The sequence below is a fragment of the Saccharopolyspora cebuensis genome (assembly GCF_039542665.1).
In the GTDB taxonomy this organism is placed as follows: Bacteria; Actinomycetota; Actinomycetes; order Mycobacteriales; family Pseudonocardiaceae; genus Saccharopolyspora; species Saccharopolyspora cebuensis.
This window is the reverse complement of the sequence record NZ_BAABII010000019.1, coordinates 213,781-228,401: the sequence shown is the minus strand read 5'-3', so window position 1 is coordinate 228,401 and position 14,621 is coordinate 213,781. Positions and strand designations below refer to the sequence as shown.

The following is a 14,621-nucleotide window of genomic DNA, read 5'->3' as shown; positions in this document are numbered from 1 at the left end:
GATGGAGCGCACGACCTGCTGCGTGATCGGCGGCGGACCCGCCGGGATGGTCCTGGGACTGCTGCTGGCGCGGTCCGGCGTCGAGGTCACCGTGCTGGAGAAGCACGCCGACTTCCTGCGCGACTTCCGGGGCGACACCGTGCACCCCTCCACCCTCGCGCTGCTGGACGACCTCGGCCTGGGCGAGCGCTTCGACGCGCTGCCGCAGCGCAGGCTGGACCGGATGCGGATCCCGGTCGGCGAGGACGGGGAGTTCGCCACGCTCGCCGACTTCCGGACGCTGCCCGTCGAACGCGACTACATCGCGATGGTGCCGCAGTGGGACTTCCTCGACCTGCTGGCCGACGAAGGTTCCCGCGAACCCCTGTTCAGCCTGCGGCGCGAGACCGAGGCGACCGGGTTCGTGCGCGAGGGCGGGCGGGTGCGCGGCGTGCGCTACCGCACCGCCGACGGCACCGCCGGGGAGCTGCGCGCCACCCTCGTGGTCGCCTGCGACGGGCGGGACTCGATCGCCCGCGAGCTGCCCGAGCTCGGTGTCCACGACTTCGCGACCCCGATGGACGTGCGCTGGTTCAAGGTCCCCCGCCGGGACAGCGACCCGGCGGGCGGGGTCGGGCTGATCCACCGCGGCTCGTTCACCGTGATGCTGGACCGGGGCGACTACTTCCAGATGGCCTCGATCATCCCCAAGGGCACCGATCGGGAAGGCCGCTCGGAGCCGGTCGAGGCGTTCAACCGCACCTTGGTCGAGCGGCTGCCGTGGCTCGGCGACGGCCGGGACCTGGTCCAGGACTGGGCGGACGTGAAGGTCCTGCACGTCACCCTGGACCGGATGCGCCGCTGGCACGTGCCGGGACTGCTGTGCATCGGCGACGCCGCGCACGCCATGTCCCCGGTCGGCGGCATCGGCATCAACCTCGCCGTGCAGGACGCCGTAGCGGCGGCCCGCCACCTCGCCGCACCGCTGCGCGACGGGCGCTTGCGGCGGCGGCACGTCGTCGCCGTGCAGCGGCGGCGCCGACCCACCACGGTCCTCATCCAGCGCCTCCAGCGCCTGCTGCACCGCCGGGTCGTGGCCCCCGCCCTGCGCGGCGAGATCGAGTTCAGCGACCGGGCGGCGCTACCGCTACCGCTGCGCCTGCTCCAGAGGGTGCCGTGGCTGCGCCGAATCCCGCCCTACGTCCTGGCCTTCGGAGCCCTACGCGAACGCCCACCCGAACAAGCCCGCCGCTAAAGACGAAACCACACCACGGCAAGAAACGGCGAAAGCACCCGCCAGCCCACGCGCGAGCCAAACCGATCACCGTCAGGCAAGCGGCGAAGGCCGCTTCCTCAGTACCCCACCCTCGCAGCTTGCACCGCCGCGGGTTCTCAGCGGCCTTCTCGCGAGGACGCCCTGATGCCGTGTATTGGCATACATCAAGAAGGGCGCCCGGAGCGAGAAGGCCGCTGAGGTTCCGCCACCCGCACCGCCACGCAAAAAGAGTCCGAAACCAAACCTCAGCGTTCGGCTTGGATTGGGTTTGTTAGTGCCCCCAACCCGTCGATCGACACCGACACGGTCTGCCCGTCCTGCATCGGGCCGACCCCGGCCGGGGTTCCGGTGAGGATGACGTCGCCGGGCAGCAGCGTCATCACCCGGGAGATCCAGGCCACCAGCGAGCCGACGTCGTGCAGCAGCAGCGACGTCCGGGACTCCTGCTTGACCTCGCCGTCGAGCTCGGTGCGCAGGGCCAGGTCGTTCGGGGTGACCTCGGTGTCGATCCACGGGCCGAGCGGGCAGAAGGTGTCGTAGCCCTTCGCCCGGGTCCACTGCCCGTCGGCCTGCTGCTGGTCGCGCGCGGTGACGTCGTTGGCGATGGTGTAGCCCAGCAGCACCTCGCCGCCGCGCGCGGCGGGGACGTTCTTGCAGGGCTGGCCGACCACCGCGGCGAGCTCGCCCTCGAAGTCGACGCGCTCGGAGTTGGCGGGCAGCTTGATCGGCGCGTTCGGGCCGGTCACCGTCGTCGACGGCTTCATGAAGATGACCGGGTTCTCCGGCGGCTCGCCGCCCATCTCCCGGGCGTGCTCGGCGTAGTTCTTGCCGACGCAGATCACCTTGGTCGGCAGGATCGGCGCGAGCAGCCGGACGTCGGCCATCGGCCAGGTGCGCCCGGTGTAGGTCGGCTCGCCGAAGGGGTGCTGGTCGATCTCGACGGCCAGGATCTTCTCCCGCGGCGCCGACGGATCCGGTTCGAGGGCGACGAACGACACCCCGTCGGAGTGGGCGACACGTGCCAGGCGCAAGGGGGACCTCCGCGTTCGATGTGGACTGCGGGTCGAGCCTAACCCGGCCTGGGGGACCGCTCACGACACCGGGCGCCTCCCCGCCTGGGGAGACGCCCGGTGCGCGAGTGCTCAGGCCTGCGGTGCGACCTCCCGGGAGGACACCAGCGCGGCCAGCCGGTCCCCGATGGCGTAGGTCGCGCCGGGGGCCGAGTGGTCGCGGGTGGCGAGGTCGAAGGCCACCGAGGCCTCGACCCGCTTGGCGGCCTCCGACAGGCCGACGTGGTCGAGCAGCATCGCCACCGACAGCACCGCCGCCGTCGGGTCGGCGACGCCCTGGCCGGCGATGTCCGGGGCGCTGCCGTGCACCGGCTCGAACATGCTCGGGTTGCGCCGGGTCGCGTCGATGTTGCCGCTGGCGGCCAGCCCGATCCCGCCGGTGACGGCCCCGGCGAGGTCGGTGATGATGTCGCCGAACAGGTTGTCGGTGACGATCACGTCGAACCGGGACGGGTCGGTGACCAGGTGGATCGTGGTGGCGTCCACGTGCTGGTAGGCGACCGTGACGTCCGGGTACTGCAGCGAGACCTCCTCCACGACGCGGGACCACAGCGACCCGGCGTGGGTGAGGACGTTGGTCTTGTGCACCAGGGTCAGGTGCTTGCGCGGGCGGGCCGCCGCGCGCGCGAAGGCGTCCCGGACCACCCGCTCGACGCCGAACGCCGTGTTGATGCTGACCTCGGTGGCGATCTCGTGCGTGGTGTCCTTGCGCAGCAGGCCGCCGTTGCCCGCGTACGGGCCCTCGGTGCCCTCCCGGACCACCACCATGTCGATCTCGCCGGGGTCGGCGGCCGGGCTCTTCACCCCGGGGTAGAGCCGCGCCGGGCGCAGGTTCACGTGGTGGTCGAGCTCGAAGCGCAGCCGCAGCAGCAGGCCGCGCTCCAGGATGCCGCTGGGCACCGAAGGATCGCCGACCGCACCGAGCAGGATCGCGTCGTGCTGGCGCAGTTCGCCGAGCACCGATTCGGGCAGCAGCTCCCCGGTCGAGTGCCAGCGCGCGGCACCGAGGTCGTATCGAGTGATCTCGGTATCCGGCACCACTTCACCGAGGACCTTCAACGCCTCGGCGACCACCTCCGGCCCGATCCCGTCACCGGGGATCACAGCGAGCCGCATCTACACACCTCCCGAGAAGACCCCGACCTGTGCGGGGCTCGAACTGTTGCGCCGAAGGCTACCGGGGCGCTCGCGGGCGCAGGCACGCCGGACCACCAAGTGGTTGATCCTTCCCGGTTGGTGGGACCGCCGTTCGGCTGACGCGGACGGTTCCGGGGCCGCCGCGTTCCCGCGACGGCCCCGGGCGTCCCGCTTCCGAAGGATCCGCGCGAACACTCCGGGCGAGCGGTCCGCGCGTCCGCGGCGATCAGTCCTCGAAGCTCACCGCGCGCACGATCCGGGCGCCGACGGCGGCGCCGATCGGCTCCAGCACGCCCTGCTCGACCGGCCGGTCCACGCGCAGCAGCATGATCGCGTCGGACCCGTCCTTGGTCTGGCTGACGGTGGCGGCCTCGATGTTCGCCCCGACCTCGCCGAGCAGGGTGCCGACGGTGCCCATCACGCCCGGGCGATCCGGGTACTCCAGCAGCAGCACGTGGCCCTCGGCGCGCAGGTCGAAGTGGCGGCCGTTGACCTCGACGAGCTTCTGCACCTCGTTCGGGCCGGACAGCGCGCCCGACACCACGCCGGTGCGGCCGTCGGGCAGCGTCGCGCGCAGCGACACCACGCTGCGGTGGTTCTTGCTCTCCGAGGTCTTCTTCACCTCGACGTCGACGCCGAGGTCCTCGGCGAGCTGCGGGGCGTTGACGAAGGTGACCTGGTTCTCCACCGCGCCGGAGAACAGCCCGCGCAGCGCGGCCAGCGGCAGCACCGAGACGTCCTCGTCGGCCAGCTCGCCGCGGGCCTCGACGGTCACCGAGCTCGGGGTGCCCGCCAGCATCGCCGACAGGAGCTGGCCCAGCTTCTGCGCCAGCGGCAGGTACGGGCGGACCTCCTCGCCGACCGCGCCGCCCTGCACGTTCACCGCGTCCGGCACGAAGTCGCCGCGCAGCGCCAGCTTGACCGACTTGGCGACGTCGGTGCCCGCGCGGTCCTGCGCCTCGGCGGTGGAGGCGCCCAGGTGCGGGGTCACCACCACGTTGGGCAGCTCGAACAGCGGGCTGTCGGTGGTCGGCTCGGTCTTGTAGACGTCGATGCCCGCCCCGGCGATGGTGCCGTTGCGCAGCGCGTCGGCGAGCGCCTCCTCGTCCACCAGGCCGCCGCGCGCGGCGTTGATGACGAACAGGTTCGGCTTGGCGAGCTTGAGCTCCTCCGCGCCGATCAGGCCGAGGGTCTCGGCGGTCTTGGGCAGGTGGATGGACAGCGCGTCGGCCCGGCGCAGCAGCTCCTCCAGGCTCACCAGCTCGATGCCGAGCTGCGCGGCGCGGGCCGCCGAGACGTAGGGGTCGTAGGCGATCAGCTCGGTGCCGAAGGCCGCGACGCGCTCGGCGAACAGCTGCCCGATCTTGCCGAGGCCGACGACGCCGATGGTCTTGCCGTTGAGCTCGACGCCGGAGTACGCGCTGCGCTTCCACTCGCCGGCGCGCAGGCTGGCGTCGGCCGGCGCGACGTTGCGCGCCAGCGCCAGCAGCAGGGCCATCGCGTGCTCGGCGGCGGAGACGATGTTGGAGGTCGGCGCGTTGACGACCATCACGCCGCGCTCGGTGGCGGCGGGGACCTCGACGTTGTCCAGCCCGACACCGGCGCGGGCGACCACCTTGAGCTTCGACGACGCCGCGAGCACCTCGGCGTCGACCTTGGTCGCGGAGCGGACCAGCAGCGCGTCGGCGTCGGCGACGGCGGCGAGCAGGGCCGGTCGGTCGGTTCCATCCACGTGGCGCACCTCGACCTCGCCTCCGAGGGCGTCGATGACGGAGGGGGCCAGCTTCTCGGCGATCAGAACGACAGGACGGCTTGCATTGGTCACGGGCGCTCCAGTGAGAGAGACGGTCGGCGCTGGGGCACGGCGTTGTGCCCGGACGGGGTGGGAGTTTAACGGGAGATTGAGAAAGAGTTCACAAGGGTGTAGCCCGGATCACCGCACCGACCACCCCCGGCACCCCGGCCATCACCGCAGGTCACGAGACTCGGAATCGATCCGGTGAAGTTCCGCACCCCCGCGGTCGCCGCGGAGGTGCGGAGGGGTCGGCTCACGGCTCGTCGAACTCGCCGTCCTTGGCCCCCGCGACGAAGGCGTCCCACTCCTCCGGCGTGAACACCAGGACCGGGCCGTCCGGCTGCGCGCCGTTGCGCATCCCGATGTAGCCGTCGACGAAGGCGATCTCCACGCCGGGCTCGTCCGGATCGTCGGTGCTGGTGATCCACTCGGCGTCGGAGAAGTCGAGCTCGTGCCGGATGTGCGCCTTGTCGTCGACGATGTCGTTGTCTGAACCACTCACGTCGTGCACTGTATCGCTCACCCTCCGCTGTCGACGCGAGGACCGGCCTCGCGCACCGGAGGGCCCGGTGCTCCCCCGCGGGGATCCACCGGGCCCGTCCACCCGGGCCGTGCGGCCCCGGTTCACCTGCGCCGCTGCCTCACTTGCCGGTCCAGGACATCAGGCCGCGCAGCTTCTGCCCGACCTCCTCGATCTGGTGGGCGTTGCCCGCCTCCTGGAGCTTGGTGAAGTTCGGCCGGCCGGCCTCGTCCTCGGCCACCCACTCCTTGGCGAACGTGCCGTCCTGGATCTCGCCCAGGATGGCCCGCATCGAGTCCTTGACGTGGGCGTCGATCACCCGCGGGCCGCGGGTGAGGTCGCCGTACTCGGCGGTGTCGCTGCAGGAGTAGCGCTGCCCGGCGATGCCGCCCTCCCACATCAGGTCCACGATCAGCTTGAGCTCGTGGAGCACCTCGAAGTAGGCGATCTCCGGCTGGTAACCGGCCTCGACCAGCACCTCGAAACCGTTCTGCACCAGCGCGCTCGCGCCGCCGCAGAGCACCGCCTGCTCACCGAACAGGTCGGTCTCGGTCTCCTCCTTGAAGGTGGTCCCGATGACGCCCGCGCGGGCACCGCCGATGGCGGCCGCGTAGGACAGCGCCAGCGCCTGCGCGCTGCCGGAGGCGTCGTTCTCCACCGCGATCAGGCACGGCACGCCCTTGCCGTCGACGAACTGGCGGCGGACCAGGTGGCCCGGGCCCTTCGGCGCGACCATCGCGACATCCACATCGGACGGCGGCTGGATCAGGCCGTAGCGGATGTTGAAGCCGTGGCTGAAGAACAGCGCGTCACCCGACTTGAGGTTCGGCGCGATCTCCTCGGCGTAGATCTGGCGCTGCTTGGTGTCGGGCGCCAGGATCATGATCACGTCGGCCTCGGCGGCGACCTCGGCGACCGTCCCGACCGCCAGGCCCTCCTCCTCGGCCTTGGCGCGGGACTTGGAGCCCTCCGGCAGCCCGATCCGCACGTCCACGCCCGAGTCCCGCAGGCTCAGCGCGTGGGCGTGGCCCTGGCTGCCGTAGCCCACCACGGCGACCTTGCGGCCCTGGATGATGCCCAGATCGGCGTCGGCGTCGTAGAAGATCTCAGTTGCCATCTCGTTGTTCCCTTCGCACTTCTTCGTTCGGCTGTGGCGGGGTGTCAGCGCACCGCGGTGGCGGTGATCGAGCGCGGTCCCCGGCCGATGGCGATCGAGCCGGACTGCACCATCTCCCGGATGCCGTAGGGCTCCAGCATCCGCAGCAGCGCGCCCAGCTTGTCGGCGGTGCCGGTGGCCTCGATGGTCAGCGCCTCCGGCGAGACGTCGACGACCTTGGCCCGGAAGAGCTGCACGGTCTCCAGCACCTGGCTGCGCACCGAGGCGTCGGCGCGCACCTTGACCATCAGCAGCTCCCGCTGCACGGCGGCGTCCGGCTCCAGCTCCACGATCTTGATCACGTTGACGAGCTTGTTGAGCTGCTTGGTGACCTGCTCCAGCGGCTGCTCGCCGACGGCGACCACGATCGTCATCCGGGAGATGTCCGGGTGCTCGGTCGGGCCCACCGCGAGCGACTCGATGTTGAAGCTGCGCCGGGAGAACAAGCCGGAAACCCTGGCCAGCACACCCGGGACGTTCTCCACCAGCACGCTGAGCGTGTGCCGTGTCATCGCCGCGCTCACCCCTCGTCCTCGGCGAACAGCGGACGGATGCCGCGCGCCGCCATGATCTCGTCGTTGCCGGTCCCGGCGGCCACCATCGGCCAGACCTGCGCGTCCTGCCCCACCACGAAATCGATCACGACGGGTCGGTCGTCGATCTCCATGGCCCGCTGGATGACGCTGTCGACGTCCTCAGCGGACTCGCACCGCAGACCCGCGCAGCCGTAGGCCTCGGCCAGCAGCTTGAAGTCCGGGATGCGGTGCTTGTGGGTGCCGAGGTCGCTGTGTGAGTAACGCTCGGCGTAGAAGAGGTTCTGCCACTGCCGGACCATACCCAGGTTGCCGTTGTTGATGACGGCGACCTTGATGGGGATGTCCTCGATGGCGCAGGTGGCGAGTTCCTGGTTGGTCATCTGGAAGCAGCCGTCGCCGTCGATGGCCCAGACCTGCTTGTCCGGCACCCCGGCCTTGGCGCCCATCGCGGCGGGCACCGCGTAGCCCATGGTGCCCAGGCCGCCGGAGTTCAGCCAGGTCCGGGGGTTCTCGTAGCCGATGAACTGGGCGGCCCACATCTGGTGCTGGCCGACCCCGGCGGCGTAGACCGCGTCCGGGCCGACCAGCGCGCCGATCCGCTCGATGACGTACTCCGGCGACAGGCTGCCGTCGGCCGGCCAGTCGTAGCCCAGCGGGAACCGGGAGCGCCAGTTGTTCAGCGTCTGCCACCAGGGGGCCAGGTCGGCGCTGCCCTCCTCGGCGGTGAGCCCGGCCACGGTCTCGATCAGCTCGCCGAGCACGTCCTTGCAGTCGCCGACGATCGGCACGTCGGCGTAGCGGTTCTTGGAGATCTCCGCCGGGTCGATGTCGGCGTGCACGACCTTGGCCTCCGGCGCGAAGGAGGAGAGCTGGCCGGTGACCCGGTCGTCGAACCGGGCGCCGAGCGCGACCAGCAGATCGGCGCGCTGCATCGCGGCGACCGCCGCGACGGTGCCGTGCATCCCCGGCATCCCGAGGTGCTGCGGATGTGAATCGGGGAAGGCGCCGCGCGCCATCAGCGTCGTGACCACCGGGATGCCGGTGCGCTCGGCCAGCTCGCGCAGCCGCGCGGTGGCCTCCGCCTTGAGCACCCCGCCGCCGACGTAGAACACCGGCCGCTGCGCGGTGGTGATCAGCCGCGCCGCCTCCCGGACCTGCTTGCCGTGCGGCTTGGTGGCGGGCCGGTACCCGGGCAGCTTCATCTCCGGCGGCCAGGCGAACGAGGTGGTGGCCTGCTGGACGTCCTTGGGGATGTCCACCAGCACCGGTCCGGGACGGCCGCTGGAGGCGATGTAGAAGGCCTCGGCGATCGTCCTCGGGATCTCCGCCGGGTCGGTGACCAGGAAGTTGTGCTTGGTGATCGGCAGCGTGATGCCGCAGATGTCGGCTTCCTGGAAGGCGTCGGTGCCGATCAGCGAGGTGGACTGCTGGCCGGTGATCGCCACCAGCGGCACCGAGTCCATCTGGGCGTCGGCCAGGGCGGTGACCAGGTTGGTCGCGCCGGGGCCGGAGGTGGCCATGCACACCCCGACCCGGCCGGTGGCCTGGGCGTACCCGGTGGCGGCGTGCCCGGCCCCCTGCTCGTGCCGGACGAGCACGTGGCGCACCTTCTGGGAGTCCAGCAGCGGGTCGTAGGCCGGGAGGATGGTGCCGCCGGGAATGCCGAAGACGATCTCGCAACCGACGGATTCGAGCGAGCGCACCAGGGCCTGCGCACCGCTGAGCTTCACCGGCGCACCGGTGGGCGGAGCGGGCTTGGGCCGGCGTCCTGGGGGCGGCGTCGGGACCGGATTCTGCCTGGTGTTGGCGCTGGTCATCAGGTCTGCCTCGGGGGTCGGGGAGTGGGGTCGGACACGAAAAAACCCCCGCGGACCGGAAATGGCCCCACGAGGGTTGGCGCGTCGACGCTGCGAAACTTCCTAGGCGTCGACGCGCCGGGGAAGTACGAGAATGTCGTGCAGTCGCAGCATGGCCTGGACGGTAGTCCGCGCTCGGTCGCCGAGTCAAACCTGCGGGACGCCGTTCCCACTTCGTGGACGCCCGGTCCGGTGCGCGGTCCGGCGTTCGACCAGTTCAGCACGGCTCCCACCCTCCCCATCACCCGTCCGGGTGTGGTGTGCGCCTCCCCCGGTGGTGCGGGCGGCGGCACCCCGGTCCGCACCTCCCGCCGCAGGTGGGACCATCGAGGGGTGAGCCAGACCCAGCAGGACGCGGAGCAGCCCGAGACCCCGGAGCGTGCCGAGACCCCGGAAATGCCGGAACGGTCCGAGCAGGCCGGAACCCCGGGACAGGCGGGAGCCGCCGAGCAGGCCGACAGCGCCGAGGACGCCACCGCGGGCGGCGCGGCCGAGGACGCGGACCCGGCGGCGGGCACCACCGCGCAGGCGACCGCCGAGGAGCGGCCGCTGCCGTCCTCGCTGGCCTTCCGGATCAACCCCGTGTCGCTGCTCGCCGTGCTCGCCATCGCGGCCTGCGCCACCCCGCTGGCGACCACGGCCGGACCGTGGGCGCTGCTGGTCTACCTGATCCCGCTGGCCATCGCGGTCTGGATCCTGCGCACCCGCACCACCGTCGGCCCCGACGAGGTCCGCACCCGCACGGTCTTCGGCGGCAAGCGGTTCACCTGGGACGAGGTGGTCTCGCTGCGGCTGGACGAGAAGCGCTGGCTCAAGGCCGTGCTGCGCTCCGGCGACGAGGTCGTGCTGCCCGCGATCCGGGTGCGCGACCTGCCCCGGCTCGCGGTGATGAGCGGCGGGCGGCTGACCGACCCCGCCACCGCGGAGTAGTGTCGGAGTCACCGCTGCTCCGCGCGCCCACAAGGCGCCTCCTGGGCGTTCCCGGCCGATGGGCCGGATCCCTCCGACGCCAGGGCTCGGCCGTCGATCGCGGCTGGGGTCCCCCGCGTCCCGGAACACGTGCCGAGGGCTCCCCCGTCCGCGGGACCGGTCCTCGCTGGCGACAAACGAGGTGGACAATGCCCCAGCTCCGCTCCCGCACCACGACCCACGGGCGGAACGCCGCAGGCGCCCGCTCGCTGTGGCGTGCCACCGGCATGACCGACGACGACTTCGGCAAGCCGATCGTCGCGATCGCCAACTCCTACACCCAGTTCGTTCCCGGCCACGTGCACCTGCGCGACCTCGGTGACGTGGTGGCCGAGACCGTCCGGGAAGCGGGCGGGGTGCCGCGCGAATTCCACACGATCGCCGTGGACGACGGGATCGCGATGGGCCACAGCGGGATGCTCTACTCGCTGCCCTCGCGGGAGATCATCGCCGACTCGGTGGAGTACATGGTCAACGCGCACCAGGCCGACGCCCTGGTGTGCATCTCGAACTGCGACAAGATCACGCCCGGGATGCTCAACGCCGCGATGCGGCTCAACGTCCCGACGGTCTTCGTCTCCGGCGGGCCGATGGAGGCGGGCAAGGCGGTGGTCGTCGACGGCGTCGCGCAGGCCCCGACCGACCTGATCACCACGATCTCGGCCTCGGCCAACTCGGCGGTGGACGACGAGGGCCTCTCCGAGGTCGAGCGCTCCGCGTGCCCCACCTGCGGCTCCTGCTCCGGCATGTTCACCGCCAACTCGATGAACTGCCTCACCGAAGCGCTGGGCCTCGCGCTGCCCGGCAACGGCTCCACGCTGGCCACCCACGCGGCCCGGCGGGCGCTGTTCGAGAACGCCGGGCGCACCGTCGTGGACCTGTGCCGCCGCTACTACGGCCAGGACGACGAGTCGGCGCTGCCCCGCTCGATCGCGAACCAGAAGGCGTTCCAGAACGCGATGGCGCTGGACATGGCGATGGGCGGCTCCACCAACACGGTGCTGCACACGCTGGCCGCCGCGATGGAGGGCGAGATCGACTTCGCCCTGGAGGACATCGAGGCGACCAGCCGCCGGGTGCCCTGCCTGGCCAAGGTCGCGCCGAACTCCGACTACCACATGGAGGACGTGCACCGGGCCGGCGGCATCCCCGCGATCCTCGGCGAGCTCGACCGGGGCGGGATGCTGCACCGCGACGTCACCGCGATCCACAGCCCGAACCTGACCGAGTGGCTGACCAAGTGGGACGTCCGCTCCGGCTCGCCGTCGGCCGAGGCCGTCGAGATGTTCCACGCCGCGCCGGGCGGGGTCCGCACCACGAAGGCGTTCTCCACCGAGAACCGCTGGTCCAGCCTGGACACCGATTCCGAGGGCGGCTGCATCCGCGACGTCGCGCACGCCTACACCGCCGACGGCGGGCTGGCGGTGCTGCGCGGCAACCTCGCGGTGGACGGCGCGGTGGTCAAGACCGCGGGCGTCGAGGAGGAGCTGTGGCACTTCCAGGGCCCGGCGCGGGTGCTGGAGAGCCAGGAGCAGGCCGTCTCGGCGATCCTGAACAAGGAGATCCAGCCCGGCGAGGTCCTGGTGATCCGCTACGAAGGCCCCTCCGGCGGCCCGGGGATGCAGGAGATGCTGCACCCGACGGCCTTCCTCAAGGGCTCCGGGCTGGGCAAGAAGTGCGCGCTGATCACCGACGGGCGCTTCTCCGGCGGCTCCTCCGGGCTGTCCATCGGGCACATCTCCCCGGAGGCGGCCAACGGCGGCACCATCGGTCTGGTCGAGAACGGCGACCAGGTGCTCATCGACGTGCGGGAGCGCAAGCTGGAGCTGCTGGTCGACGAGGCGGTGCTCGCCGAACGCCGGGCCAAGATGGACGCCAGCGAGCACCCGTGGGAGCCGGTCGGCCGGGAGCGCAAGGTCACCGCGGCGCTGCGGGCCTACGCCAAGCTCGCCACCTCCGCCTCCTACGGCGCGGTCCGCGACATCGGCAAGTGACCACCCACTGACGTTCCCCGGTGAGGGGCACCTTCATCCGACAGATGAAGGTACCCCTCACTCAAGGCCCCATCAGGCGAACGTCACCACCAGCCCGCAGGCAACGCCGAACGAAACCCCCGTCAGGCAAGCGGCGGAAGCCGCTTCCGCCTTGCCCCACCCTCGCCACTTGCACCGCAGCGGGTTCTCAGCGGCCTTCTCGCGAGGACAGCGCCGACGCCGTGTACGAAGTGGGTACATCAGGAGGCGATCCCGCAGCGAGAAGGCCGCTGAGGTTCCGCTACCCGCACCGCCACGCAGAGCGAGCCCGAAACCACGAACCTCACCGCAGGAGGAGTAGTACTGCTGCGCTTGCCGCCGCCGCGATCACCAACGACACGGTGCCGAAGATCAGCGGGCGGCGGACCCAGACCCGGCCGCGGTCCAGCGCGACCCGGCCCGGCCCGGTGAACATCAGGCCCAGCGCGAGCGCGGCGAGCACCACCTCGAACTCGACTCCGCCTTCCGAGGCGAAGAACCCGTTGCCGAAGTTCAGCGCGATGGCGCTGGCCATCACGCCGAGCACGCCGGCGGCGGCCAGCGGGGTGAACAGCCCGAGCACCAGCAGCGCTCCGGCGCCCAGCTCGGTGCCGCCGGTGATCAGCGCGAGCAGCGCGCTCTGCTGGAAGCCCATCCCGGTCAGCGCCCCGGCGAAGCCCTCGGGTCCGGGCCCGCCGAACGCGCCGAACAGCTTCTGCGCGCCGTGGGCGAGGAAGATCCCGCCAAGGGTCCACCGCAGCACCAGCAGGCCGAGGTCGGCGCCCGCGTTCCAGCCGGACCGCTCGGGCTGGAGCCCGGGTTCGGCCTCGTCGTCGTAGTAGTAGTCCCTGTCGGACGCGACGAGCGAGGTCGCTTCCGCGTCGCTGTAGGCGTCGTCGTAGTAGTCGTAGCCGTGCGCGCTGCCCGGACCACCCGCCGCTCCGCCGCTGGCGTGGCGGCCGTAGCTGCGATCGTCGGGGTAGCCGCCGGCACCACCGGGGCGATCGTCGTGGATCCTCACGCCGCGTGAGGCTAAGGCATGGCGACCGCGAAGTGCGACCCTTTCGAAGGAATCTCGCTCGACACGTGACCACCGGCCGCGAGTGCCTGGCTCACCCGGCGTTCACCGCGGCCGGGCTACCCTCGTGGCCGTGGCAGCCTCCCACCGGAACCGGCGTCTCCTGCTGAGCGCGACCGCCGTCGTCGGCGCGTTGCTGGCGGGGTGCGCCCAGTTCCCCGACGAGCACCCCCGGCCGTGGTCGGAGCAGCCGAGCCTGGAACCGCAGGCGGGTCCGCAGCCGTCGATCGAGGGCGAGGCGCCGCCGCCGGACCCGGACGCCCCGCAGTCCGCGCCCGCCGAGCCGGTCGGCTGCGAGGACCCGGACACCGCGGTGATCGCCACCTGCCTGGAGCCGGTCGGCGCCGTCGCGGTGCTGCCCGACGGGCAGGGCGCGCTGGTCGGCGAGCGGGCCACCGGCCGGGTGCTGCTGGTGCGCCGCGACGCCGAGCCGGTGGAGCTGGCCCGGCTGCCGGTGGACGCCTCCGCCGGCGGGGGGCTGACCGCGCTCGCGCTGTCCCCGAGCTACCACGAGGACGAGCTGTTCTACGCCTACATCACCACCGGCGGCGACAACCGGGTGGTGCGGATCGCGGCCGGGGACAGCCCGAAGCCGGTGCTCACCGGCATCCCCAAGGGCGGCAGCGGGAATTCCGGCGCGCTGTTCGACGACGGGCAAGGCGCGCTGCTGGTGGCCACCGGCAACGCGGGGAACCCGGCCGCCGCGACCGATCCGGCGTCGCTGGCCGGGAAGGTGCTGCGGATCAACGGCTTCGGCGATCCGGCCGAGGGCAACCCGCGGCCGGACTCGCCGGTGATCGCCGCCGGGCTGTCCGATCCGGGCGGCATCTGCGGGGTCCCGGGGCTGGGCTCGTTCTGGGTCACCGACCGCCGGGCGGGCGAGGACGTGCTGCACCAGGTGCGTCCGGGCCGACCGATCGGGCCGCCCGCCTGGAGCTGGCGGGAGCAGCCGGGCGTGACGGGCTGCGCCGCCGACCCGGGCACCGTGGTGGTGGCGCTGCGCGATGCCGCCGCGCTGTACACGCTGCACCCGTCCCCGGACGGGGCCTTCACCGGCCAGCCGACGAAGGTGATGGAGGGCACCTACGGCCGCTTCACCGCCGCGGCGCTCGGCCCGGACGGCCTGGTTTGGCTGGGCACCGCGAACAAGGCGGGCGGGCAGCCGGTGTCCAGCGACGACCGGGTGATCCGCATCGAGCCGCCCACCGGCGGGACCGCGGGCAAGGACTGAGCTTCC

General features: G+C 72.0%; 12 protein-coding genes. 4 read left to right on the top strand and 8 right to left on the bottom strand.

The features are described 5' to 3' along the window. The first annotated feature begins 1 nt into the window (after window position 1). Window positions 2-1,234, top strand: coding sequence for an FAD-dependent oxidoreductase (locus tag ABD976_RS26270; protein ID WP_345367750.1), 1,233 nt, complete (start codon window positions 2-4; stop codon window positions 1,232-1,234). A gap of 266 nt (window positions 1,235-1,500) precedes the next feature. Here ABD976_RS26270 and ABD976_RS26265 read toward each other — a convergent pair whose 3' ends face one another. The 7 genes from ABD976_RS26265 to ABD976_RS26235 all read right to left on the bottom strand — a co-directional run bounded on the left by ABD976_RS26265 (window position 1,501) and on the right by ABD976_RS26235 (window position 9,286). Beyond that, the gene (locus ABD976_RS26265) at window positions 1,501-2,286 is read right to left on the bottom strand and encodes a fumarylacetoacetate hydrolase family protein (RefSeq protein WP_345367749.1); all 786 of its coding nucleotides are present in this window, start codon (window positions 2,284-2,286) and stop codon (window positions 1,501-1,503) included. Between the two features lie 111 nt (window positions 2,287-2,397). Beyond that, window positions 2,398-3,441 carry a 3-isopropylmalate dehydrogenase gene (locus tag ABD976_RS26260; RefSeq protein ID WP_345367748.1) on the bottom strand — a complete coding sequence of 348 codons (1,044 nt, stop codon included), beginning with the start codon at window positions 3,439-3,441 and terminating at the stop codon, window positions 2,398-2,400. Window positions 3,442-3,688: 247 nt separating this feature from the next. Continuing rightward, entirely contained in the window at window positions 3,689-5,287 is a 1,599-nt protein-coding gene (gene serA, locus ABD976_RS26255; protein WP_345367747.1) for a phosphoglycerate dehydrogenase, read from the bottom strand. Window positions 5,288-5,510: 223 nt separating this feature from the next. Then, on the bottom strand, window positions 5,511-5,759 hold the full coding sequence (locus ABD976_RS26250) for a DUF397 domain-containing protein (RefSeq protein ID WP_345367746.1): 249 nt from the start codon (window positions 5,757-5,759) through the stop codon (window positions 5,511-5,513). A gap of 139 nt (window positions 5,760-5,898) precedes the next feature. Then, a complete protein-coding gene (ilvC, locus tag ABD976_RS26245) occupies window positions 5,899-6,894 on the bottom strand; it encodes a ketol-acid reductoisomerase (protein ID WP_345367745.1) in 996 nt (331 codons plus the stop codon). A 44-nt stretch (window positions 6,895-6,938) separates the two neighbouring features. Continuing rightward, entirely contained in the window at window positions 6,939-7,445 is a 507-nt protein-coding gene (gene ilvN / locus ABD976_RS26240) for an acetolactate synthase small subunit (protein ID WP_345367744.1), read from the bottom strand. 8 nt (window positions 7,446-7,453) lie between these two features. Next, a complete protein-coding gene (locus ABD976_RS26235; RefSeq protein ID WP_345367743.1) occupies window positions 7,454-9,286 on the bottom strand; it encodes an acetolactate synthase large subunit in 1,833 nt (610 codons plus the stop codon). Window positions 9,287-9,658: 372 nt separating this feature from the next. Between ABD976_RS26235 and ABD976_RS26230 the strand changes: the two genes are divergently transcribed. Beyond that, window positions 9,659-10,255 (top strand): PH domain-containing protein, encoded by a 597-nt coding sequence (locus tag ABD976_RS26230; RefSeq protein WP_345367742.1) that lies wholly within the window; start codon window positions 9,659-9,661, stop codon window positions 10,253-10,255. 188 nt (window positions 10,256-10,443) lie between these two features. Beyond that, window positions 10,444-12,288 (top strand): dihydroxy-acid dehydratase, encoded by a 1,845-nt coding sequence (gene ilvD / locus ABD976_RS26225; protein ID WP_345367741.1) that lies wholly within the window; start codon window positions 10,444-10,446, stop codon window positions 12,286-12,288. A gap of 322 nt (window positions 12,289-12,610) precedes the next feature. Here the strand turns inward: ilvD and ABD976_RS26220 are convergent, their stop codons facing one another. Then, complete coding sequence (locus ABD976_RS26220) at window positions 12,611-13,327, bottom strand: DoxX family protein (protein WP_345367740.1); 717 nt, start codon at window positions 13,325-13,327, stop codon at window positions 12,611-12,613. Between the two features lie 130 nt (window positions 13,328-13,457). Here ABD976_RS26220 and ABD976_RS26215 point away from each other — a divergent pair, with 130 nt between their 5' ends. Then, window positions 13,458-14,615, top strand: coding sequence for a PQQ-dependent sugar dehydrogenase (locus tag ABD976_RS26215; protein WP_345367739.1), 1,158 nt, complete (start codon window positions 13,458-13,460; stop codon window positions 14,613-14,615). The last annotated feature ends 6 nt before the right edge of the window (window positions 14,616-14,621 follow it).

Coding starts and splice junctions, on each gene's coding strand:
- ABD976_RS26270 (WP_345367750.1), top strand. CDS start 2: ATGGAGCGCACGACCTGCTGCGTGATCGGCGGCGGACCCGCCGGGATG.
- ilvD (WP_345367741.1), top strand. CDS start 10,444: ATGCCCCAGCTCCGCTCCCGCACCACGACCCACGGGCGGAACGCCGCA.
- ABD976_RS26260 (WP_345367748.1), bottom strand. CDS start 3,441: ATGCGGCTCGCTGTGATCCCCGGTGACGGGATCGGGCCGGAGGTGGTC.
- ilvN (WP_345367744.1), bottom strand. CDS start 7,445: ATGACACGGCACACGCTCAGCGTGCTGGTGGAGAACGTCCCGGGTGTG.
- ilvC (WP_345367745.1), bottom strand. CDS start 6,894: ATGGCAACTGAGATCTTCTACGACGCCGACGCCGATCTGGGCATCATC.
- ABD976_RS26235 (WP_345367743.1), bottom strand. CDS start 9,286: ATGACCAGCGCCAACACCAGGCAGAATCCGGTCCCGACGCCGCCCCCA.